Source organism: Mycetohabitans sp. B3 (assembly GCF_021498065.1).
GTDB lineage: Bacteria > Pseudomonadota > Gammaproteobacteria > Burkholderiales > Burkholderiaceae > Mycetohabitans.
The window spans coordinates 379259-401651 of sequence record NZ_JAHLKN010000039.1; the positions used below are offsets into that span (position 1 = coordinate 379259).

At 56.4% G+C, this 22393-nt stretch carries 17 protein-coding genes and 1 pseudogene; 8 read left to right on the forward strand and 10 right to left on the reverse strand.

The window, feature by feature from the left end:
* Window positions 1-18: 18 nt before the first annotated feature.
* The 4 genes from yidC to rpmH all read right to left on the reverse strand — a co-directional run bounded on the left by yidC (window position 19) and on the right by rpmH (window position 2751).
* Window positions 19-1683 (reverse strand): membrane protein insertase YidC, encoded by a 1665-nt coding sequence (gene yidC / locus KQH55_RS14155; protein ID WP_235091433.1) that lies wholly within the window; start codon window positions 1681-1683, stop codon window positions 19-21.
* A 30-nt stretch (window positions 1684-1713) separates the two neighbouring features.
* A complete protein-coding gene (gene yidD, locus KQH55_RS14160; protein WP_235091434.1) occupies window positions 1714-1944 on the reverse strand; it encodes a membrane protein insertion efficiency factor YidD in 231 nt (76 codons plus the stop codon).
* Between the two features lies 1 nt (window position 1945).
* Window positions 1946-2476 carry a ribonuclease P protein component gene (gene rnpA, locus KQH55_RS14165; RefSeq protein WP_076785774.1) on the reverse strand — a complete coding sequence of 177 codons (531 nt, stop codon included), beginning with the start codon at window positions 2474-2476 and terminating at the stop codon, window positions 1946-1948.
* Between the two features lie 140 nt (window positions 2477-2616).
* Window positions 2617-2751: a 50S ribosomal protein L34 gene (rpmH, locus tag KQH55_RS14170; protein WP_006998755.1), complete on the reverse strand. Its 135-nt coding sequence runs from the start codon at window positions 2749-2751 to the stop codon at window positions 2617-2619.
* A gap of 423 nt (window positions 2752-3174) precedes the next feature.
* On the opposite strand from rpmH, the gene dnaA reads away from it, so the two are divergent.
* From dnaA to gyrB, 3 genes are all read left to right on the forward strand, one after another.
* Window positions 3175-4728, forward strand: coding sequence for a chromosomal replication initiator protein DnaA (gene dnaA, locus KQH55_RS14175; RefSeq protein ID WP_235091435.1), 1554 nt, complete (start codon window positions 3175-3177; stop codon window positions 4726-4728).
* Between the two features lie 391 nt (window positions 4729-5119).
* Entirely contained in the window at window positions 5120-6226 is a 1107-nt protein-coding gene (dnaN, locus tag KQH55_RS14180; protein ID WP_076785776.1) for a DNA polymerase III subunit beta, read from the forward strand.
* A gap of 99 nt (window positions 6227-6325) precedes the next feature.
* The gene (gene gyrB, locus KQH55_RS14185) at window positions 6326-8809 is read left to right on the forward strand and encodes a DNA topoisomerase (ATP-hydrolyzing) subunit B (RefSeq protein WP_235091436.1); all 2484 of its coding nucleotides are present in this window, start codon (window positions 6326-6328) and stop codon (window positions 8807-8809) included.
* Window positions 8810-8971: 162 nt separating this feature from the next.
* On the opposite strand, the pseudogene KQH55_RS14190 reads toward gyrB, so the two are convergent.
* Window positions 8972-9898: pseudogene (locus KQH55_RS14190) on the reverse strand (DUF6216 family protein).
* Window positions 9899-10066: 168 nt separating this feature from the next.
* Between KQH55_RS14190 and KQH55_RS14195 the strand changes: the two are divergent.
* The gene (locus tag KQH55_RS14195) at window positions 10067-10330 is read left to right on the forward strand and encodes a type II toxin-antitoxin system RelB/DinJ family antitoxin (protein WP_076785779.1); all 264 of its coding nucleotides are present in this window, start codon (window positions 10067-10069) and stop codon (window positions 10328-10330) included.
* Between the two features lie 236 nt (window positions 10331-10566).
* Here the strand turns inward: KQH55_RS14195 and KQH55_RS14205 are convergent, their stop codons facing one another.
* The 4 genes from KQH55_RS14205 to KQH55_RS14220 all read right to left on the reverse strand — a co-directional run bounded on the left by KQH55_RS14205 (window position 10567) and on the right by KQH55_RS14220 (window position 15329).
* The gene (locus KQH55_RS14205; RefSeq protein ID WP_235091437.1) at window positions 10567-11667 is read right to left on the reverse strand and encodes a hypothetical protein; all 1101 of its coding nucleotides are present in this window, start codon (window positions 11665-11667) and stop codon (window positions 10567-10569) included.
* 332 nt (window positions 11668-11999) lie between these two features.
* Window positions 12000-12881: a DUF4255 domain-containing protein gene (locus tag KQH55_RS14210; protein WP_235091438.1), complete on the reverse strand. Its 882-nt coding sequence runs from the start codon at window positions 12879-12881 to the stop codon at window positions 12000-12002.
* A gap of 109 nt (window positions 12882-12990) precedes the next feature.
* Window positions 12991-15177: an ATP-binding protein gene (locus tag KQH55_RS14215; protein ID WP_235091439.1), complete on the reverse strand. Its 2187-nt coding sequence runs from the start codon at window positions 15175-15177 to the stop codon at window positions 12991-12993.
* A gap of 5 nt (window positions 15178-15182) precedes the next feature.
* On the reverse strand, window positions 15183-15329 hold the full coding sequence (locus tag KQH55_RS14220) for a contractile injection system tape measure protein (RefSeq protein ID WP_235091440.1): 147 nt from the start codon (window positions 15327-15329) through the stop codon (window positions 15183-15185).
* A 728-nt stretch (window positions 15330-16057) separates the two neighbouring features.
* Between KQH55_RS14220 and KQH55_RS14225 the strand changes: the two genes are divergently transcribed.
* The 4 genes from KQH55_RS14225 (at window position 16058) to KQH55_RS14240 (ending at window position 19986) form a co-directional block, all read left to right on the forward strand.
* A complete protein-coding gene (locus KQH55_RS14225; protein ID WP_235091441.1) occupies window positions 16058-16792 on the forward strand; it encodes a hypothetical protein in 735 nt (244 codons plus the stop codon).
* Window positions 16793-16913: 121 nt separating this feature from the next.
* Entirely contained in the window at window positions 16914-18314 is a 1401-nt protein-coding gene (locus KQH55_RS14230; protein ID WP_235091442.1) for a hypothetical protein, read from the forward strand.
* A gap of 240 nt (window positions 18315-18554) precedes the next feature.
* Complete coding sequence (locus KQH55_RS14235; protein WP_235091443.1) at window positions 18555-19166, forward strand: hypothetical protein; 612 nt, start codon at window positions 18555-18557, stop codon at window positions 19164-19166.
* 118 nt (window positions 19167-19284) lie between these two features.
* Window positions 19285-19986: a hypothetical protein gene (locus KQH55_RS14240; RefSeq protein ID WP_235091444.1), complete on the forward strand. Its 702-nt coding sequence runs from the start codon at window positions 19285-19287 to the stop codon at window positions 19984-19986.
* Between the two features lie 57 nt (window positions 19987-20043).
* On the opposite strand, the gene KQH55_RS14245 is transcribed toward KQH55_RS14240, so the two are convergent.
* On the reverse strand, window positions 20044-22392 hold the full coding sequence (locus KQH55_RS14245; RefSeq protein WP_235091445.1) for a contractile injection system tape measure protein: 2349 nt from the start codon (window positions 22390-22392) through the stop codon (window positions 20044-20046).
* Window position 22393 lies beyond the last annotated feature (1 nt).

Here is a 22393-nt window from a genome sequence, read left to right on the forward strand (position 1 = left end):
CGCCTCACCATCACGGACTCAGGCCTTCTTGCCCTTGCCTATCATCCGGGTGATGTAGTACTGCTGGGCAATCGACAGTACATTGTTCACGACGTAGTACAGCACCAGTCCGGCCGGGAAGAAGAAGAACATTACCGAGAATGCGAGCGGCATGAACAACATCATCTTCGCTTGCACCGGATCGGGCGGCGTCGGGTTCAGCTTGGTCTGCGCAAACATCGAGACCGCCATCAACACCGGCAAGATAAAGTAGGGATCCTGCTGCGACAGATCACGGATCCACAGCACCCAGGGCGCGCCGCGCATCTCGACTGACGAGAGCAGCACCCAGTACAGCGAGATGAACACCGGGATCTGGATCAAGATTGGCAAGCAGCCGCCAAACGGGTTCACCTTCTCGGATTTGTACAACTCCATCAACGCCGCATTCATCTTCTGCGGATCGCTCTTGAAACGCTCGCGGATCTGCTGCATGCGCGGTGTGATCTCCTTCATCCGCGCCATCGATTTGTAGCTAGCCGCCGACAGCGGGAAGAACACCGCCTTGATCAGCAGCGTCAGCAACACGATTGCCCAGCCCCAGTTGCCGACAAAGCCGTGAATCTTCTCGAGCAGCCAGAACAACGGCTTCGCGATGATCGTCACCCAGCCGTAGTCCTTGACCAGCTCCAGGCCTGGCGCGATCTTCTCCAGCTTACGCTCCTCCTGCGGGCCGGCGAACAGGCGCGCGGCCACATTCACACTCTGGCCCGGGGCGATGCTCTGCACCGGCTCCTTCATGCCAACGCGGTACAGCGCCTGGCTGAATTTGTCCGCATAGAACTGGCGCTGCACGCCCTCCTTCGGAATCCAAGCGGAGGCGAAATAGTGCTGCACCATCGCGACCCAGCCATTATCGGCCGACGACGCGTAGTCCTGCTTGCCCTTGTCCAGATCCGAGAAGCTCATCTTCTGGAATTTGTGCTGCTCGGTGTAGACAGCCGGACCGATGAACGTATGCGAGAAACGTGGCGTCTCGACCGGCATGTCGTCGCGCACCAACTCCATGTATAGCGTCGGCGTCACCGGGGTGGAGCCAACGTTGTCGATCTTTGTATCGACGCCGATCACATAGCTGCCGCGCGTGAACGTATAGGTCTTTACGACCTTCACGCCGCCTTTGACCGGCGATTCGAGGCTGATCGACACCGTGTTCGCGCCATCCGCCAGCGACGTCGGTCCCGGCACGACGGTAAACACATCGTTGTGGTTCGGGAAATCACCGCCAATCAGACCAGTGCGCGCCAGGTACGTATGGTTGGCCGTCTGGTCGAACAGCGTGATGTACAGGTCGGGTTGCTTGCCGCTCCCCCCTTTGGCCAGCGACAGCCGCGACAACGTGCCGCCCACCGTACTAATGTCGCCGTCATACACGTCCGTCTTGAAGTGGATCTGCTGGCCCTTTACCGCGAGCTGCGCGGCGGGCGCCGCGCCAGGCGCACCGCTCGGCTCCGCGGTCTGCGGCAGGTCCGCCAGCTGCGTGCCCGGCGTGGTCGTGCCGGGCGTCGCCGAAGCGGCCGTCTGGGTCGGCGTCGTGTTCGGGAAGAACAGCGACGGACGTCCATGGTCACGCTGCCAGTTGTCGTAAAGCATGACGACTGACATGAAGAAGATGACCCATAGGACGGTACGTTTGATGTCCATGCGTTGTCTCGTGGTGAATGAGCTGAGCGACTAGCGCCTGTCGGCCCGGACCGGCGGCACCGGGTCGACGCCGCCCGCCGAAAACGGATGGCAGCGGCACAATCGCTTCACTGCCAGATAGGTCCCGCGCGCGGCGCCATGATACTGGATTGCCTCGCGCGCATAGTCCGAACATGAAGGGTAAAAACGGCACCGATCGCCGAGATAAGGGCTCACGGCAAGCTTGTAGAAGCGCAGGAGCGCGATCAACACCGTTTGCATGTCATTGCTGCGTGTCGGTGGACGCGCGCTCCGGCGGGCCATCGCCCGGCACCGTGCCCGACGAGGCCGGGGCCGCCGGAGCGCGCTGCCCGTGCTGCGGCGCGAGCACCGACGCCTGCGCCTGCATAAGCCGTTCGCCGCCCGGGCGACGGGTGGCCTCGCGCACCGCGCGCCCGACCAAACCCTCGATCTGCGCTTGCAGCATCTGCGTGAGCGCCGCAGACTCGGCACTCGGAAACTGCGCACGATCGATCTTGCCCGACAGCCGGATCAGCACGTCCCAGCCAGTCAACTCCAGGCGTCGCACGCGAAACGCCTCGCGAACCAGCCGCTTGACCAGGTTGCGCGTGACTGCGCGCGGCGCCTGCTTCTTGCCAACCACCACACCGAGCCGCGCAGCCTGCCCGGTGGGGCGGCCGTACAACACGAAGTGAGCGGAACGCGCCCATGGGCGCAAACGAAAAACGGATGAGAACTCATCCGTTTTCAGCAGCCTTGCAGTCTTCGGGAAACCAGCAGGTGTCGTGCGCACGCGCTCAGGCCTCTCATCTAGTGGGCCAGCCCACCGCGCTGCCCGGCATCATTTCACCCATGGCGGGCATCGCCCGGCATTGACGTGCGCAAACCGCGCTGCTCGGCTGCCGACCATCGCCACCCAGCGTCACGCCGGCCTTAGACGGCCAAGCGCTTACGGCCCTTCGCGCGGCGAGCGTTGATGACTTTGCGACCGCCCGCGGTCTTCATGCGAACACGGAAGCCATGGGTGCGCTTGCGGCGCGTCACGGACGGTTGATAGGTACGTTTCATGTTGCTCTCACTCGTTGGAGGATGGGCTGCGGCGTGCTTTGCAAGGACCTGACGCGCCAGCACAACGGCAGTGCGACGCCGAGCCAAAAATTCGGTTTTCGCGGAACCCGCTATTTAAACTGCTTTTCTTTGCGGCGTCAATACTTTACGTTCACCAGCGCAGGCTGCCGCCCCGAGCGTCCGCGGCAACAACGCCGAACCGACCCTGTGGATAACTCGCCCTGCCCGACGCGTTTGGCGGTAGAATTCTGGCTATCCCAAGAATCCAGTACGCCGCTTCGGCCGCCGCAATGCGTTGTCGCATCTGCGGCTGAGTGCGTCCCACAGCTTCGAATGCAAACCTATGAAGACTCCTGAGGGAAACCGTGCCGTTCGCGTCGAGCGATGCGGCCGATACGACGTCGCGACACCACAACAGACCACATGAACGATTTCTGGCAACACTGCTCGACACTGCTGGCACGTGAACTGACGCCTCAGCAGTACGTGACGTGGATCAAACCGCTCTCGCTGGTCGACTTCGACGCTGAAGCCAACACAGTGCGCATTGCCGCACCGAACCGCTTCAAGCTCGACTGGGTGAAAAGCCAATTCTCCGGGCGCATCACTGACCTGGCGCGGGACTTTTGGCAGCATCCGGTGCACGTTCAGTTCGTCCTCGATCCGAAAGCCGGCATGAAGGCATCGCCGGCACGGCGCGCCAGCGGCAGTCCGCTCGCCAACGCCGTGGATGCGGTCATTGCCGCGGCCTCGGGCACATCGGCCGCCGCGCTGGCCAATGGTTCACCGCCTCACCCGACGATGGCTCAGGCGCTCAGCACGGCCAGCGCCGCGACCACGGACGGCAACGCGGAACTGGACTTGCCGAATCTGGACGCGAACGAAGCCGCGGCGGCACGGCGCAACTTCCGCGCCGGGGCACCCGCGCCGTCGCCCGAGGCCGATTCCGCGTACGAGCGCTCCAAACTCAATCCGGTCCTCACGTTCGAAAACTTCGTCACCGGCAAGGCGAACCAACTTGCGCGCGCCGCGGCGATCCAGGTCGCCGACAACCCCGGCGTATCGTACAACCCGCTGTTCCTGTACGGCGGCGTCGGGCTGGGCAAAACGCACTTGATCCACGCGATCGGCAACCAACTGCTGCAGGACAAGGCCAATGCGCGCATCCGCTACATCCATGCGGAGCAGTACGTGTCCGATGTCGTCAAGGCGTACCAGCGCAAGGCGTTCGACGAGTTCAAGCGCTACTACCATTCGCTGGACCTGCTGTTGATCGACGACATCCAGTTCTTCTCCGGCAAGTCGCGCACGCAGGAGGAATTCTTCTACGCGTTCGAGGCGCTGGTCGCGAACAAGGCGCAAGTGATCATCACCAGCGATACCTACCCGAAGGAGATCTCCGGCATCGATGACCGATTGATCTCGCGCTTTGACTCCGGCCTGACGGTGGCGATCGAGCCGCCCGAGCTAGAGATGCGCGTCGCGATCTTAATGCGCAAGGCGCAGTCCGAGGGTGTCGTGCTGAACGAGGATGTCGCGTTCTTCGTCGCGAAACACCTGCGCTCGAACGTGCGCGAGCTTGAAGGCGCATTGCGCAAGATTCTCGCGTACTCGAAATTCCACGGACGCGACATCACGATCGAGCTGACCAAGGAGGCGCTCAAGGATCTGTTGACGGTGCAGAACCGCCAGATCTCGGTCGAGAACATTCAGAAGACCGTCGCCGACTTCTATAACATCAAGGTTGCCGACATGTACTCGAAGAAGCGCCCGGCCAACATTGCGCGGCCGCGCCAGATCGCCATGTACCTGGCCAAGGAACTCACGCAGAAGAGCCTGCCTGAGATCGGCGAACTGTTTGGCGGTCGCGACCATACCACCGTGCTGCACGCGGTGCGCAAGATCTCCGACGAGCGCGGCAAGGATGCGCAGTTAAACCACGAGTTGCACGTACTCGAGCAAACCCTCAAGGGATAAGGAATAACTGCCGCGGCGATCCGAGCCAGCGGCCCACGATGCGCCACGGTGCCGCGTCGCGGCGCCGGCCACCGTCGGTCTCACCCGCCATATGTCGCCGGCGGCGCCCTATCGGGGTGCCGTACAGCAGGACCCCTACACCGCCACAGGCGCCGCCTGGAAAACTGCATGATCCCCCCCTATGAATCGGGCAAATCTGAGCGTTTTTCAGGCACAATACGGGTTTATGGCCGGCGGGCCGACAGCCGGGCGCAACGCCTTGTTCAAACGCCTGTTTGATCGACCGCTACATGCCCTGCGGTGCGGGGCACGGGGGCCGCCCCGCACCAGGCGCTGCGCACGGCAATGGCGAGGTGGGGCGGATGAGCCGTCATATCAACGAAGGAATTCTATGCAATTGGTCAAGACCGAACGAGACACCCTGCTGCGTCCGTTGCAGACGGTCAGTGGTATTGTCGAACGCCGCCATACGCTGCCAATCCTCGCCAATCTGCTGATCTCCAAAAACGGCCCGGACGTGTCGTTTCTGTCCACCGACCTCGAATTGCAGATCACCACGCGTGCCGACTTCGGCATCGGCAACGAGCAGGTGGCCACGACGGTGGCTGCGCGCAAGCTCGTCGACATCCTGCGCGCGATGCCGATCGGCGACGTCACGCTGACGTTGTCCGACAAACGGCTGACCGTTCAGTCCGGTAAGAGCCGGTTCGCACTGCAAACGCTGGCGGCCGACGAGTTCCCGACGCTGGCGCAGGCAAAGGACTTTAGCGCGAGCCTGTCGGTACCACAGAAGACGTTCAAGCAATTGCTCGGGATGGTCCACTTCGCGATGGCACAGCAGGACATCCGCTATTATTTAAACGGCATGCTGCTGGTGGTCGACGGTGATCAGTTGATGGCCGTGGCAACCGACGGCCACCGCCTCGCGTTCTCGTCGATGAAGACGGACGGCGCATTCGCGCGCCAGGAAGTGATCATCCCGCGTAAGACGATCCTCGAGCTACAGCGGCTGCTGGAAGACATCGACGACCCGCTAAAGATCGACATCGCGTCCACACAGGTGAAATTCACGTTCGGCCAGGTGGAATTGGTGTCCAAACTCGTCGAGGGCAAGTTCCCGGACTTTCAGCGCGTGATCCCGAAGGGCTACAAGAACACGTTCATGATCGGTCGTGACGAATTGCAGCATTCGTTGCAACGGGCGGCGATCCTGACGTCGGACAAGTTCAAGGGCGTGCGGTGCATCGTCGCGCCTGGCCAGCTGAAAATCATGTCGACCAATGCCGATCAGGAAGAAGCGCAGGAAGAGCTAGAAATCGCATACCAAGGCGATACGCTGGACGTGGGCTTCAACGTCACGTATTTGCTGGACGTGCTTGCGAACCTGAAAGTCGACATGATCCAGGTCGCGTTGGGTAGCGATGCGACATCGAGCTCGTTGATTACGATCCCCGAGAATGAACAATTCAAATACGTGGTGATGCCAATGCGGATATGACCCGCAGATTAGAGCGATGACCAAGGGGCCTAGGGAACTATCCCGGCCCCTTTGATGTTTATTGGATGTTTAAGCAGTACGCAGAACCGGAAGAAATTCATGACTGAACAGCACAATCTGCAAGCGAATTCGAACGCGGATAACAGCTATGGCGAGTCGTCGATCCAGATCCTCGAAGGTCTCGAAGCTGTACGCAAGCGTCCAGGCATGTATATCGGGGACACCTCCGACGGCACCGGTCTGCACCATCTCGTATTCGAAGTACTCGACAACTCGATTGACGAGGCACTCGCCGGACACTGCAATGACATCCATGTGGTTATCCACGCGGACAACTCGATCTCCGTGACCGACAACGGCCGAGGGATCCCGACCGACATCAAGCGCGACGATAAGCACGAACCGAAGCGCAGCGCTGCCGAAATCGTGATGACCGAGCTACACGCCGGCGGCAAGTTCGACCAGAACAGTTACAAGGTGTCCGGCGGGTTGCACGGTGTCGGCGTGTCTTGCGTCAATGCACTCTCCAAGTGGCTGCGGCTCACCGTGCGCCGTGGCGGCAAGAAGCACTTCCTGGAATTTCATCGCGGCGTCGTGCAGAACCGCGTGCTCGAGCAACGCGACGGTGAACCAGTCTCGCCCATGGTGATCATTGGGGACACCGAGAATCGCGGCACCGAAGTGCACTTTCTGGCCGACGACACGATCTTTGGCACGGTTGAGTACCACTACGACATCCTCGCCAAGCGCATGCGCGAGTTGTCGTTCCTGAACAATGGCGTACGGATCCGACTGACCGACCAGCGCACCGGCAAGGAAGACGATTTCGCATTTGCGGGTGGCGTGAAGGGTTTCGTCGAATACATCAACAAGACCAAGCAGACCTTGCACCAGAACATCTTCCATGTCGTCGGCGAAAAAGACGGCGTCGGCGTCGAGGTCGCGATGCAGTGGAACGACAGCTTCAACGAAAACGTGCTGTGCTTCACGAACAACATTCCACAGCGGGACGGCGGCACACACCTGACCGGACTGCGCGCGGCGATGACGCGCGTGATCAACAAGTACATCATCGACACCGAGATCGCGAAGAAGGCGAAGATCGAGACGACTGGCGACGACATGCGCGAAGGGCTGTCATGCGTACTCAGCGTCAAGGTGCCAGAACCCAAGTTCAGCTCGCAGACAAAGGACAAACTGGTGTCGTCGGAAGTGCGCGCGCCGGTCGAAGAGGTCGTGGCGAAAGCGCTCGAGGAGTACCTGCTCGAGACACCAAACGATGCGAAGGTCATCTGCGGCAAGATCGTCGATGCCGCGCGGGCGCGCGACGCAGCGCGCAAGGCGCGCGAGATGACGCGCCGTAAGGGGGTGTTGGATGGCGTCGGGCTGCCCGGCAAACTGGCCGATTGCCAGGAAAAAGACCCGGCGAAATCGGAAATCTACATCGTCGAGGGCGACTCCGCGGGGGGGTCCGCGAAGCAGGGACGCGACCGTAAGTTCCAGGCGATCCTACCGCTGCGCGGCAAGGTGTTGAACGTCGAGAAAGCGCGGTACGACAAACTGCTGTCGTCCGACCAGATCGTCACATTGATTACCGCTCTCGGTTGCGGCATCGGCAAGGACGACTACAACCTTGAGAAGCTGCGCTACCACCGCATCATCATCATGACCGATGCGGACGTGGACGGCGCACACATCCGTACGCTGCTGCTGACATTCTTCTATCGGCAGATGCCCGAGATGATCGAACGCGGATATGTCTACATTGCGCAACCGCCGCTGTTCAAGCTGAAGGCCGGCAAGGACGAGCGCTACTTGAAGGACCAGCACGAGTTGAACCAGCACATGCTGAAGCTGGCGTTACATGGCGCGGAGCTGGTGCCGTCGGAAGGCGTAGCGCCGATCGTCGGCGACGCGCTGGGCGAGCTTGCTCGCTCGTACCTGCTTGCGCAGGCGGTGGTGGACCGGCTCAGCAAGCTCTATGACGAGGCTTCGCTCGAAGCGGTCATGGACGGCGTGCCCATCGACCTGACATCCGAGGACGCGACGCGACAATCCGCGCAAGCCCTGGAGGACAAGCTGCGTGATAACGCGCTCAAGCCGGACGTATCGGTGTTGCCGCAATATGACGCCGTGCGCGAATTGCGTTCGCTGCGCATCGAGCGACGGCATCACGGCAATATTAAAGTCTCGGTTATCGACGAAGAGTTCCTACTGACTGCGGACTTCCAGCAATTGACGAATACCGCGCATACGTTCAAGGGGCTGATCGGCGCCGGCGCGATGATCAAGCGTGGCGAGCGAACAATGGCCGTGACGGACTTCAAGAACGCAATGAAGTGGCTGCTCGCGGATGCGGAGCGCAACGTGTCAAAGCAGCGCTACAAGGGGCTCGGCGAAATGAACCCGGAACAGCTGTGGGAAACCACGATGGACCCGGCCGTGCGTCGTTTGCTGCGAGTGCAGATCGAGGATGCGATTGCCGCCGATGGGATCTTCACAACGTTGATGGGCGACGAGGTCGAGCCGCGACGGGCGTTTATCGAGAGCAACGCGTTGCGGGCGGGGAATATTGATGTTTGAGGCCTGCTGTAGATCTGTTTGCGCCGCGCGTCGGCCAACGACAAGAGTATGAGCCGGAACAACCGCGTGCCGCCGGACGACACCAGGCGGTCGGATTGACCGACAACGAGTACCCGCCGTTTGCTTAGTTCGATATCGGCCCGGCAACCTTGAAGGCGAACTTCACTGGCCGTGCGGTTCGGATGGATGAGCGACATCCATGCCATCCGGCACAGCCTTCATTCGGCTCTTAAAACGCGAAGATTTGGACTTTGGTGATCCAGGCTGCACTGCCTGGCCCTCCTCCTTGCCGTCACCTTTACTGGATGGATACAGCTGCTTTCTCAGACGCAGGGCTTCTTTTGCTGCACGCGCAGCCAAGATATTGCTCAGGGCTACGACGACGGCAACCAGGACGACAGCAATTGCGACCCATGCTTGCTCTTTCAGGGTTTGTTTGACCAGCGCTTTCAAACTATCGTCTTTCAGAGCATTGCAAATTGCGTCGATCTCGGAGGCATTGAAGCCGGTCAATTGCGCGAGGCCAGCTTTGTCGGCCACGCATTTTGCCGAATCGAAGGACCAACCTCCCAGCGGTGCCTTGACCGTGACAGCGTCGGTCTTGAACAACACTTTGGACGTACGCGTTTGAAGGTAAGCGTCGCCCGACCCGACGAGTTGACTGATCCCGGATATTGGGAACAGTGCCAAGCAAGCCCACGCTAAATGGATCAAAACATAGTGCCTGGGTGGCTGGCGCACCATCTCGTGCGAAGTGGTATCAATCCAAAAGCGCATTTTTTAAAGCCGAGACATGCTGATTTCATGTGTTCTTCTCCATTTGTCGAGCCTGTGGATTGCAGCCATAGTCTCTACCTTCAACCGGTAGGTATATTTAAATTTTTCAATGTCGCGGCTTTCAAGCAAGAGCGCTTTCAGTACTGGGTCATGCACGTCGGCCTTGCCGGCAACCAGCCGCCAGAGCCGGTCCAGCACGATGTGAATTGAGCCGGCACGCCACCAAAATAAGCCGACCATAATCAGCCCGCCGAAGATGATAGATAGTGGTGAAAGGGCTGGACTTTGGACAAATGTTGAAAGGGATTCCACGTTGTCGATTCCTGGATGCTTTGATGGGTCTAGCGAACGGCGATGAGGACAGGAACCTGCACATGCAAGCGCCTAATCCGCGGGATGTCATGACGTTTAGGCAATGAACGAGGTACGCATTCCAGATAGATGGGCCATAATGTAGCCCATAGGCTAGAAAACCCCACCATGTCTGCAAACGCGGTTGTTCCCGCCCGCATCGACAAGCGTATCAAAGAAGAGGCATCGATCATACTGGCGGCGACGGGCCTTACGGTATCCGACGCTTTCCGCATCATGCTGACCCGCGTCGCCCACGAAAAAACCCTTCCATTTGAGCCGCTGGTGCCGAATGAAACGACTATCGCGGCTATGCGTGAGGCACGTGCAGGTAACCTCAAGCGCTTCAATAGTGTTGAGGCGCTAATGGGAGACATGCATGCGCAGGATTAAGGTAAGCTTTCAGTAGACGACATGGTTTAATCTGGGTGGTCTGCCATACGTCAGTGCGTTGAGGCGAAGAGCCGTCACGGCAACAGGGCCTAGTAATCGTCGGCAGTGTTTGCCAGTGGTAGGAGCCTGAACAGCGCGACGAGATAGCCATACGATTCGACGCGATTTGCCTTTCAGGTTTCGATCAGCGAATACAGTAGACTAACCCAACAAATATTTCACCAGTTAAATTTTAATTATGCATTGTTGGCGTTAGTTAATTTACGATTTTCATCATCAACCAATTGTCTATATAAACGCGTATCAGATCTATCATCCTTTCCCGCATAATCCATCGAAATAATGCCCGGACTGACACCTCGCAAAACAAGGTGACGAACAAAATTGGCAACCTGCTCTTTTTGATCCGCGGCCAGATTTTTAACGCTAAATAATTTCATTAAACCAAGGAAATAATTAAAATCCTTTGAAATAGGATTAGCCCTCATTGGCATATTTGTTTGTATAATGTTGAATTTATTTTCCCTGTCGCCTCTGCGATCACCATGAAAATTTAGAATATGAGATCCCGTTCCTGAGCCACCGGCCTGATCGGCCCATTTTGTATTGGTATTTTTATCATAGTCCCAGAAATATTTCTTTAAAGACCCCTCCATAATACTACCCTCCGCATTTTTGACTAGCAGCAAAATATTTCTGTTTTGGCCAATCGTATTATCAATGGTCAAACTCCCAAGAGGCTTTTCTGAACCTGATGCGTTATTTTGAATAATACGTTGCTCGAAATCTGATAGTTGACGAATGAAGTGCCTCGCATCTCTCTTTTTGAAATGCAACTTCATTATATATAAATTTCTTTCATCTCCGGCCGCATACCTAAGCAACTTTTTGACCTCTTCCAGTGCATCCCCGCCTGTCGAGCTAAAGTTATGAAAAAATCGGTAAATATTGCTTTTATCACGTTCTACTCGCAAATCAAAATAGCGGATACCCGCTTCAGCTTGTCCCACCAAATCCAGGGATTGACACTTAAAAGGGCCCGGAAATGTTTTTCCCAACGCAAAGCCGCCTTGCGCTTTTTCTTTACTAAACAAATAGGTGCCTGCATCGTGTGAACCCAGCATGTTGAGCTGGGTTAACCGTGTTTGAGGCGGTAGGTCTGCGTGATCTAAGGGTGGCAGATTCTCGGGTAGTCGATCCGGATTTTCCGGGTCCAGGTTACGCCGGCTGAGCGGCATAACTTGTAAGTCCATCGCGTCCTGGTCTGGCGTAGCAAGCTCACCTTGATTTCTCTTTTGTTTTTTGGATTGGATATCATACGAACTTGTCTTTGGCATTGTGCACCTCATGAATAGCTGTATTTATTCATAACTTTAATGTGCCAATGATCACCCGCTTCAGACTCGAACTTTTGATGACGTTGGCCCGCTTGCACCAGTGCGTCAAGCTTAACGGCACCACATTATTTATAGGCAACCAATCAATGCTAGGTTTGCGTATTTAACACATCAAATTCAAAATCGTCTACGCGAGAATATCAGCTTGAATTGGCATATCATTGCGACATCTATGCTGCTGTCACAGCCAAGCCAATCCTCAATCCACCATCAGCCTCTTTCCCATACTTAAAATTCATGGCACTGCAGACACGCAAGTCAGCTTTCATTCATCAATCGGCATCGTGAGCGGGAGCGTTCACTACAGTCAAATCAGTGATTACCATTAGAGAATTAGGTAGATCCTTATCTATCTCATTCCAACGGTTGTTATAATCTTTAATCACTTCTTCTACTGCATTATTTGTCGCTTGGTCAAGTAGGCCGCTTACGTGAACCACAGGCTGATCGGGCTCTTTGTACTCACATGTTATGGCCAAACGTGCGAGCTGTGCTCGTACCTCAGGCATTGTGTTGACGTCGGACTTCTGCAGAACTTGTTTAACCAGCGCGCGCTTGAAGGGCAACGATTTATCATACTGTTCCCATTTTGACGATTCAAGTTCCGTACTAAGCACGGGTGGCGCTTTTACAGGCTGGTCAGGAACTATTTTAATTGGTATCGTCACTTGAAAATTCAGACACAGGCGTGGCCGATCGCCCAACGATTGCCAAAAATTCCCCAAACTCGATAAATGCTCCAATGGTGCGATCACCCGCGCAAATGACGGCAGACCTGCGTCACGAAGCAGCGTACCCAGCTCAGCACTGAGCAGTGCATCGAGCACCGCATTCATTACTATCATCGGTTGACCGTCTGGCTTCATCCCCTCTTTCTTCGGTTGCTCCCAATACGTTACAAGATAACAACAACGCACGTTGACTTGTCTAGCATCAAATGTCCCTGTCTTTGCACAATACTGACGTGATTGCCCTTGGCGTAGCTCAAGGTCTTCTTGAATGTCATAGAGGAACACGCAAACAGTTGGCATATCCGGTAGCAATGTTTTGTCCGGAATATCAAAACGAATATCGATTGGCACATCGCTGATCCGCGACAAGTATTTTTCCAATGAAAGTGCAATCGCTTTATTCAAAGTGATGATCGGCTGCATACTTTCTGACTCCTCGCCCCTATCCATGATTTAGTCTGCGATGACCGCATCCGTCATTTAAAGTTGACGTTTTCATCAGCCCCCGCCTTGCATTGGCAAAGGCCTTTACTTAAAGCTGCGGCATAATCCTCCCCGTCTTGCTCAGCTCGCGGCGCACCGCGCGAGCGATATCAACCCAACTTACCGCTCGGTCCTCCTCGGCAGCAAGCCAGCTCGCCAGCAACGCCACGTTCCGGATGCCCGCTCCCGTTAACTCCGTGGCCGCCGAGAACCGCGCAAAATCCACTTCCTGATCCACCGCCACCTGCTCCGGCCAGATCGCCCGCCACATGCGTTCACGCAATACGGCATTGGGTGTCTCGAAACGCGTAATAAACGTTAAGCGGCGTGTGAACGCATCATCCAAGTGCGCACGATTGTTCGTCGTCAGCACCACCAGCCCGGGGTACTGTTCCAGCCGTTGCAACAAGTACGACACTTCAATGTTCGCATGCCGGTCTTGCGCGTCCTTTACCTCACTGCGCTTGCCAAACAGCGCATCCGCCTCGTCGAACAACAATACGCCCGTGTCCGCCACCGCTAGATCAAAGATCTGCGACAGATTCTTTTCTGTCTCGCCGACATACTTGTTGACTACCGTCGACAGGTCCACTCGGATCAAATCCAGCCCTAACTCCCCAGCGAGTACCTCTGCGGCCATCGACTTGCCCGTGCCCGATTCGCCATAGAACAATGCGCTGATGCCAGTGCCATAGCCTACTTTGCGAGCGAACCCGCGCGTCAGCACCGCGTCGCGCTGCCGGATGGCCGCGAGAATCTCGTGCAGCTGCTCACGTAGGTGCTCGTTCACGATCAGGTCGTCGAGGGTGCGCTGCGGCTGCATGCGCTGTGCGAGTTGCCCAAAGTGTTGCTGGCCCCGCACGCGCAGCGCTTGGCACAGGTCGGCTTCTGCAAGCGGCGCTTGCGCCCCACGCAGTGCCCGATAGCCTTGCGCCTCCTGCAGCGTTGAAGTCAAGGTGTCCGGATTCACCCGTGTGCGCTTAAGCAAGCCTGCCAGATCCCACCCATCACTGCTAGTCCCCAGGCCAGCTTGCAGCAACCGCACGTTATCCTCGTGCATGCGCGGCGGCATCGTCAGGCGCAGCTTCGGCAGGCTTGCGAACGCCTCTGCTGTTTCCTGCGTAGGCAATAGGCACACGATGGGTTGACCATGCCGCGCCAGTCGTGGCTCCAGTGCCTCGAGGAGCGGTCTGTGCCGAGATAGGCCTTCGGTGACGTGCTGTAATACCAGTATGCCGCCGTGCAAGCGCGCCTCACGCAGCGCCGCCAGTAGCAGCGGCCAGGCATCCGTCGCATCGTCTGGCAACGCCCGCAGATTGACGCTCAAGGTTGGACGGCCAGCCTCGCTGGCTAGCTGCGCGATAAGCGCCTGGCTGCCATCGCCTCCTTGCAGTAGTAATAATGGGGTGGGCATCGCGCGTGATCCGGTCCCGAAACAGAACATCGCAATCTGCTCCGCGCACGCGGCCCACGCGCCGTGACGCAGCGCCTCTTCGGCGTGTGAGGTGGGGTGCCATTGCGCGAGTTCCGTCAGTGCCATGGGCAGCGACATCGCGTCCGCCCCACTGAGATAGCGAAACACGGTCTCGTTCACGCGCAGGTAGGCTGCATCGTCGCGCGCGCATGCGCGGCCATTGCGCTCGGTCGTATGCACAAGCTCATTAAGCAACAGGCTGCCTGCGCTCGAGTAAAGCTGGTGGCGGTGTGCGATACGCTCCACCGGCGTGGCGCTAAATAGCGTCAACGCCAGCTCCACGCCAGGCCAACTCGCGCCTTCATCACCTTGCAAATAAGCAATCAGTGCGCGGTAGCGTGGCTCGATGAGCGGCAATAAGCACAGCACCAGCACCTGGGTTTCAAAATGCGTCAACCCGAATCGGTCGATAACGTTGGCGAGCCGGCCACACGGCACGGGTGCGCACAGCGTTGTCCACGGGGGAGCGTCGCCGCTCGCTGTACTCCAATGCGGCATGCCGCGCGGTTGCGTGCGTGTGGCTTCAAGCGCCTCCTGCGTGTGCAGCAACTCCGCTATGTTAAAGCGGTCGTCTTCGCGTTGGTGCTGCCACACCAGCAGGTGCTGCAGCGCCTGGTCGACGTATTCGAGCCATGGCCCCAGCGCCTCGAACGCATGGGCCACGCCTGCATTCGCAGGCGGCGCATTGGCCCAATCAACCGTATCGGGTTGCCCAGCGCCCGATGCAAGGGCGTCTAACACGTCAGTCGAGAGAGTTTTCATTGAAGTCACATCACGCTGATTGGGACCGGCAGCCACGACAGCGGTACTTGCGTGAGCGGCCACGGCACTTCATTGAGTAGAATGTCGATCACCGCGCGCTCGACGCTAAACTGCAGCCTGCCGTCTTCTTGCTGCAGCGTGCCCGGGCGCATAGGAACAGCTCGCGCAGCGCTTGGCGGGATCAATCTCCCTCGCTCACCGGTGTCCTCGGACCCGTCTACGCCTTTCAGGATTTGCAGTCCTCACGCGTCAATATGCACGTTTCTTGCAAATTTCACAACACTACTTGGCCTTACATTTAGCCTAACTAAATATCTTTGTCACGTTGTATTGTGAATAAAAAAGATAAAACTCCACCGCAAAAGACGTGGATTGCATTGAATGCGTCAACATTGCAACAATGAATGTGTCAGGGGACAGCTTGTTTCCGGTTACAGAATTTCATCGCGTTTTGCACAGGCGCAGCGTTTTGACGGATCGCAAAACTGTACGGCATGGTGCCGGTAGACGCTGCTTACGCACCAGGCGCACGGCGCGCGCTCGGACTTCCGGTGGAACTTGTTTGGCCTGTTGTTCATGGCTCCATTCTCTCAAGAGTACGAGCCTCCACAGCATCCGGGGCAATTTAGTCATTGACTATTTTTAAACATAGACTAAAGTGAGTGTGAGTTCGCTGTTGGTTGGCCAGGGAACTCAAGCTGGTGGGACAGTCACCTCATCGATGACGAGTTCAGCTGCACCGGGCAAGTCAGACGTATGCGGTCTTTCAGCGACACCATTCTCAATGGATGGGAAGTTGCAGGAAGTTGAGAAAGCGTCGTGGTCCTAATAAGAAGTAGCCAACCACTTTGCCAAAAACGCAAAATAGGGGAAAATGATGATGAAATTTTTTGCTAGACTTCTCGCTGACCCAGCCGTTCTCACTAAGTTAGAGGTCGATAAGGATAACATCGACTCAAGCAGCCTTAACTTTTTCTATAATACGCTGGATGGAAATCAACCGGATAGAAACAAAAATACTGTTTACCTGTGGGACGTAGGTGGCCCAGATAGCACAGGTAGTTGGGAAATTCCCGGAACGGTATTCAAAACCCATAAAATCGACTCCCCACTAGCCAGTGGCGTCCAGACCTTTTCAGATCTTGGATTGGCTAATCGGTTTTACTTGATAGGCTACGCGGTAGGCGAAGGAAAGGGGGCTGTCGTGACCACGCAGCTCTTGAAGCCCCAAAGCGGTGGTAAATACGATGTAATTCCAGCGCCTCCGGAGGAAGCACTCTCGTTTAACATGACCAATGTCAATACGACAACGGTGTCGTACAGCTTCCGCATGCCGAGCGGGACAAGCGCGGAAGCCGACAAGGATTGGGTCGGGGTATGGAAGGGTTCTACGGGTTCGTACCTCTACGACCCGTCGAAACATCCCATTAGTTCGAAGGGGATATCAATCGACGACAGCTACGGGAACGATAGGTTGACCCTTTCTGGCGGCCAACAATTCGTAAGTGGTGCCAGCTACATGCTTGGCTACTTCAAGAGCGGGTACGATCACGACAAACCAAACGAATCCGTACGGACCACGCTCGCCGCCATTGTCAAATTCAAGGGTCCCTAAGCACTGAACAGCGCCCGGGCAATGAAGGTACCTGGGCGCCCTCTCTCCTGCCCCTAAGTTCAGCTGCATGGGGCAAACTAACATATATCCTTTAAATTAAAAATTCAAATAGGAGAAAAATGTGTCGTCACCAACCAAACTTCTCACCGACCCCTCTGTTCTTACCGAGTTTAATGTCGATGAGAAAAACCTAATCGCAACAAACATTCCCATTTACTATAATACTCTGCAGGGAAACCAGCCAAACACATACAAAAATACTGTACACCTGTGGCAGGTAAACGGTTGGGAGGTTCCCCCATCAAGCTCAAATCTAATAAAAAATCCTTTAATTAAAGACAACAACCCTAGTTCCTCCCAGGACTTTAACGTTGAGTTGACTCTTGCGAATTATCTAATCGCCTATGCGGTGGGCGAAGGAAAGGATGCCGTTGTGACTACACAGCGCCTAGAGCCCTTGGGCGGCGGTAAATACAGGGTCATCACACCGCCCGAGGAGGAGGCACTTTCGTTTAAGATAACCGATGTTAATCCAACAACAGCGTCGTACAGATTCCGCATGCCGAGTGGGACAAGCGCAAAAGACGATGGGGATTGGATCGGAGTGTGGAGAGATCCCAAGGTATCGGACCTCTACGACAATACGCAAGAGCCTATTCACTTCTCACCGGTAGAAGACGACGACAGCATTGGGAACGGTAGCTTGACTCTTCCCGATGCTCGGCAATTCGAAATCGGCGTCAACTATATGCTCGGCTACTTTAAGAGCGGATACAATACGCAAAACCCCTTGCGGACCACGCTCGCTGCCGTTACCTCGTTCAAAGGCCCTCCGAGGCCTAGCCTCACCCAGTTCAGTGTCAATTCTATTAACATCGACGCGACCGAAATTGATTTTCACTATAAAACGCTGGACGGGAATCAGCCGAACACATACAAAAATACCGTCTACCTCTGGCAGACAGAAGGTTGGACGGTCCCCTCAACGACGGACAAGAAGCATTCAATTACCTCCGATTCAGCCGAAGGTTCACAAAGCTTTAACGTTGAGTTGGATCAGGCGAATTACTTAATCGCCTACGCGGTGGGCGAAGGAAGGGATGCCGTTGTAACCACCCAGCGCCTAGAGTACCAGGAAGACAGCAAGCGCTACAAGATTATCCCGGCGCCCAGCGACGAGGCACTCTCGTTAAAGATAACCAATGTCAATACGACAACGGTATCATACAGCTTCCGTACACCGGCGGGGATGAGCGCGAAAACCAATGGGGATTGGATCGGAGTGTGGAAGGGTACTACGGTGTCGAAACTATACAACGATGCGGAAGAACCCCTTGGCTTAAAGCCGATATCAATCGACGACAGCCACGGGAACGATAGTTTGACCCTTCCTGGCGGCCAGCAGTTCGCGAGCAACACCAGCTACATGCTCGGCTATTTCAAGAGCGGATACGATCAGAACAAACCAAACGAACCCGTGCGGACCACGCTCGCCGCCATTGTTCACTTCAGGGGTCCCTAAGCACTAAGCAGCATCCGGATAGGCCTTAAACTAGGAGGCAATATGATAATAAGCCCAGGTAGGTTCCACTCTCAGTTCACTTCAATCACTGTCGAGCCAGAAGACATCAAGTCAACCATCATACCGTTTCGGTATGACACGCTGCCTGGGAACCAGCCGAAGGCAAATAAGAATATCGTTTACCTTTGGCAAACAAATGGAGAAGAGGTCCCCTTTCATGAAGACCCACAGCGAAAATCGATGCTCATCGATTCTAATCGGGCGGATAATCTCATCAACTTCGACGAGCTCTCGCTGGCTAAAGACTCGTATTTGATGGCCTACGCGGTAGCGAATAACGTGAACGCCGTTGTAACCACGCTACTCATCAAGGGTGTGGGTGATGGCCGATTTGATGTATCCCTCCCAGAAGATAAGCTGGCGTTCTCAGTGGTCCAGGTCGGCTCGACATCATTGTGTTACCAATTTTGCGTGCCGAGAGGAATGAGTCCGAAGGACGATGGCGATTGGGTCGGACTGTGGGAAGGTTCTACGGTTTCGGAACTCTACTACAAAAAACCCCTCTTCTCCTCGCCGGTGTTAAGCGACATCAACAGCGGATACGGTGGACTGACGCTGCCTGAAGGCCAAAACCTCATGAGCGGCATCGAATACATCCTCGGTTACTTCAAGAGCGGATATAAGAAAGATAAGAAAGTCGATAAAGAAGGCAGCGGTAAGGAAGAAGACAAGAAGAACGAACAAGCAGTGGGAGGTAAAGAAGAAGATAAGAATAACAATCAAGAAGGGGGAAGTATGGGAGACCCCTTGCAAACCACGCTCGCCGCCGTTACCATCTTTACCGGCCCATAAACGCCGGGCAGCACCCAGGCGAATGAAGGGACCCCGGCGGTCGCCCGTGCCTGAGTTCAGCCGCGCCAGGTCAGTCAAAAGTATGCGCTCCTTTTTCTCAAACTAAGAGGGAAAAATGATGGACGAGCCCTCCTCCCAAGCAACTTCGATCACTCAGTTCACTGTCGAAGCGGAGGACATCAAGCCGAGAATCATCCCTTTTCGCTATGACACACTGCCGGGAAACCAGCCGAAGACAAACAAAAATACTGTCTATCTTTGGCAAACGAAGGGAGAGGACGTTCTCGTCAAAATCACGCCTTTCAGATTGCAGTCCATCAGTCGCAACGAACCTAACGCCTCGACCAACTTCACGGGGCTTTCATTGAGTAAAGAACCGTACTTAATGGCCTACGCGGTAAATGACAACGTTAGGGCTATTGTCGCTACGCTGCTCATCGAAGGTGTGGGCGACGGTCGATTCACGGTATCCTCCCCCACGGATAGCCTATCGTTTTCGGTAACTCAGATCGGCCCGGCATCGTTGTCGTACTGGCTCTGCGTGCCAAGAGGGATGAATCCAAAGGACGACAACGATTGGGTCGGACTGTGGGAGGGCTCTACGGTGTCTGAGCTTTACTACAAAAGACCTCGATGCTTCTCGCCGGTGCCAATCCACACCAACAAGGGAAACGGTGTGTTCGCCCTCCCTGAAGGTCAGAACGTTGAGAATGGCATCGAATATACGCTCGGCTACTTCAAAAGCGGGTATGACGAGCAAAATCCCTTGCAAACCACGCTCGCCGCCAGTACCACCTTTAAGTGGGAAGGGGGCGGGTAGTCCGTAGTGCCTACCATGCGCATCTTCAGCAAAACGAGTGTGGTAAGCACTTACTCTTCATCTTCGCCACTCCACGCATAACGAATCGTTACACCATGGGAACCACACCTGCTCGAGTGGCCACGGAATCGTGTGTAGCAGCACGTCAGCCGCATGCGGTTCAACCTGCAGCGTCCAGCGCTTATTGGGCTGACGCGTCAGCATGCCGGGACGTTGCAGGAACAATTGCCGCACGTCAGTCACACCACAGCGATGCAACCCCGGCAGGCGAGATGGCAACGCCGCGAGCCAGCCGTTCAGTTGCGCCCTCACCGTTGGGTCAGGCTGCCAATCGGGTAACGTAGCGTCCAGTGCCACACCGCACAGTAGTTTATTAACCGGTGTACGCCACTCGGCGACCGTGTCATCGCCCCAAGCCAGTTCATCAAGCCAACCCGCAGCAATCAACGGTGCGCTGACATCGATAAAGTGATTGGCATCATCGAGTAGCGCAAGCGTGCGAAACAAGCCTGGCAACATCGGCCACAGCAGCACGAGACCCGCGTTCAAGACGGCAAACTCGGACGGTATGAACGCGGCGTTCCGGTCACGGCTTCTGTTTATACGATCGGGAGTATCTGGTAGCACGGGTGCATCTGGCCGAATGGTACGTTGTGCGGACACCGCCTCTGGAGCTGGCCGATTAGATCCTGCGATAGCATCCGGCAGAAGTGTGGTGGATGAAATGTCTTGCGCCGCACGGACTAGGCTATCCGCTTTAGCCGGTTTGGGATGCTGAGCCTCGTAGGCAGTCCAGATATCTTTTAGCGCCGGTATCGCACACAGCTGCGCCAACCGGTGACGCACTGCTGGACGCAACACCGGGTTCGCTTGTAGCCATTGTTGCAGACGGGTTCGTGCGGTATGTATGGCCTTCTCGGTGATCTGCATTGCGGAGGTTGTCGGCATTGCCGGATGTGACTGAAAAGACTCCAACGCAGTCCACAGCAATGCATCATCAGTATCCGCCGCCGGTTTATTGCGTTCAAGCGCGCGAAACATGCCCGGCAACAGCGGCCAGAGCAGCCCAAAACCAGCGCTAAAGCCAGCTAGTTCGCTTGGCACGGTCACGGGGTTCATCCGATAAGGCATATCCGGTGCGCGCACAGATACGTCTGACCTGATGGCATCTTGCTGCGTGGGCACTGCCTCCGAAGCCGACCGATTGGACTCTGCAATAGCGCCCGGCAGACGTGTGGCGGATGGAATGTCTTGCGCCGCACGGACTAGGCTATCCGCTTTAGCCGGTTCGAAGTGCTGAGCCTCGTAGGCAGCCCAAATATCCTGTAGCGCCGGTATCGCACACAGCTGCGCCAACCGGTGACGCACTGCTGGGCGCAACACCGGGTTCGCTTGTAGCCATTGTTGCAGACGGGTTCGTGCGGTATGTATGGCCTTCTCGGTGATCTGCATTGCGGAGGATGTCGGCATTGCCGAATGTGACTGAAAAGACTCCAACGCAGTCCACAGCAATGCATCATCAGTATCCGCCGCCGGTTTATTGCGTTCAAGCGCGCGAAACATGCCCGGCAACAGCGGCCAGAGCAGCCCAAAACCAGCGCTAAAGCCAGCTAGTTCGTTTGGCACGATCGCGGGGTTCATCCGATAAGGCATATCCGGTGCGTGCGCAGATGCGTCTGGCCAGATGGTACCTTGCTGTGCGGGCACTGCCTCCGAAGCCGGCCGATTGGACTCTGCAATAGCGTCCGGGGAGTATGGGGTGAGCGGAATGCCTTGTGCCGCACGGGCTAGACTACCCGCTTTAGCCGGTTCGAAGTGCTGAGCCTCATAGGCAGCCCAAATATCCTGTAGCGCCGGTATCGCACACAGCTGCGCCAACCGGTGACGCACTGCTGAGTGCAATCCCGGGTTCGCTTGCAACCATTGTTGCAGCCGGGTTCGCACAGTGCGCATAGCGCTCTCGGTGAGCTGCGTCACAGGTGCTGCCGGCATCGCTGGATGTACCTGCACCTTCATCGCGGAAAGAGACGGTGCAGCTGACGCTGTCCCAATGCCCGTCTGCAGCCAGTGAATCCACGCCTCGGACTCATCATGCGGTGCCATTGAGTCCTCATTGGCCCTGTCTTGCTCAGCACGTGCCAATTCCTCGATAAGCGCCTGCTCCACTCGCTGCAACAAGCGCGTTCGCCATTGCTCTTTCCAGCCGGACGCGTCCAACACACCTAGATCGACCACCAGCCGTTTGATGAGTCTGGGACGGGAGGCTTGCTTCGCTAAACGATGGATGAGTTGATCGAGATCAGCCAGCACACGCTGGTGAAACAACTGGCTGCATTCACGCAGCAACGCGTGACCATCGAACTGCTCAGCCTTGAACGATAAGCGCATTCGGTCAATTTTGGACACG

Excerpts from the sequence above, each read along its gene's own strand:
- yidC (WP_235091433.1), bottom strand. The coding sequence starts at position 1,683 with ATGGACATCAAACGTACCGTCCTATGGGTCATCTTCTTCATGTCAGTC.
- yidD (WP_235091434.1), bottom strand. The coding sequence starts at position 1,944 with ATGCAAACGGTGTTGATCGCGCTCCTGCGCTTCTACAAGCTTGCCGTG.
- rpmH (WP_006998755.1), bottom strand. The coding sequence starts at position 2,751 with ATGAAACGTACCTATCAACCGTCCGTGACGCGCCGCAAGCGCACCCAT.
- dnaA (WP_235091435.1), top strand. The coding sequence starts at position 3,175 with ATGAACGATTTCTGGCAACACTGCTCGACACTGCTGGCACGTGAACTG.
- dnaN (WP_076785776.1), top strand. The coding sequence starts at position 5,120 with ATGCAATTGGTCAAGACCGAACGAGACACCCTGCTGCGTCCGTTGCAG.
- gyrB (WP_235091436.1), top strand. The coding sequence starts at position 6,326 with ATGACTGAACAGCACAATCTGCAAGCGAATTCGAACGCGGATAACAGC.
- KQH55_RS14195 (WP_076785779.1), top strand. The coding sequence starts at position 10,067 with ATGTCTGCAAACGCGGTTGTTCCCGCCCGCATCGACAAGCGTATCAAA.
- KQH55_RS14205 (WP_235091437.1), bottom strand. The coding sequence starts at position 11,667 with ATGCCAAAGACAAGTTCGTATGATATCCAATCCAAAAAACAAAAGAGA.
- KQH55_RS14210 (WP_235091438.1), bottom strand. The coding sequence starts at position 12,881 with ATGCAGCCGATCATCACTTTGAATAAAGCGATTGCACTTTCATTGGAA.
- KQH55_RS14215 (WP_235091439.1), bottom strand. The coding sequence starts at position 15,177 with ATGAAAACTCTCTCGACTGACGTGTTAGACGCCCTTGCATCGGGCGCT.
- KQH55_RS14220 (WP_235091440.1), bottom strand. The coding sequence starts at position 15,329 with ATGCGCCCGGGCACGCTGCAGCAAGAAGACGGCAGGCTGCAGTTTAGC.
- KQH55_RS14225 (WP_235091441.1), top strand. The coding sequence starts at position 16,058 with ATGAAATTTTTTGCTAGACTTCTCGCTGACCCAGCCGTTCTCACTAAG.
- KQH55_RS14235 (WP_235091443.1), top strand. The coding sequence starts at position 18,555 with ATGCTCATCGATTCTAATCGGGCGGATAATCTCATCAACTTCGACGAG.
- KQH55_RS14240 (WP_235091444.1), top strand. The coding sequence starts at position 19,285 with ATGGACGAGCCCTCCTCCCAAGCAACTTCGATCACTCAGTTCACTGTC.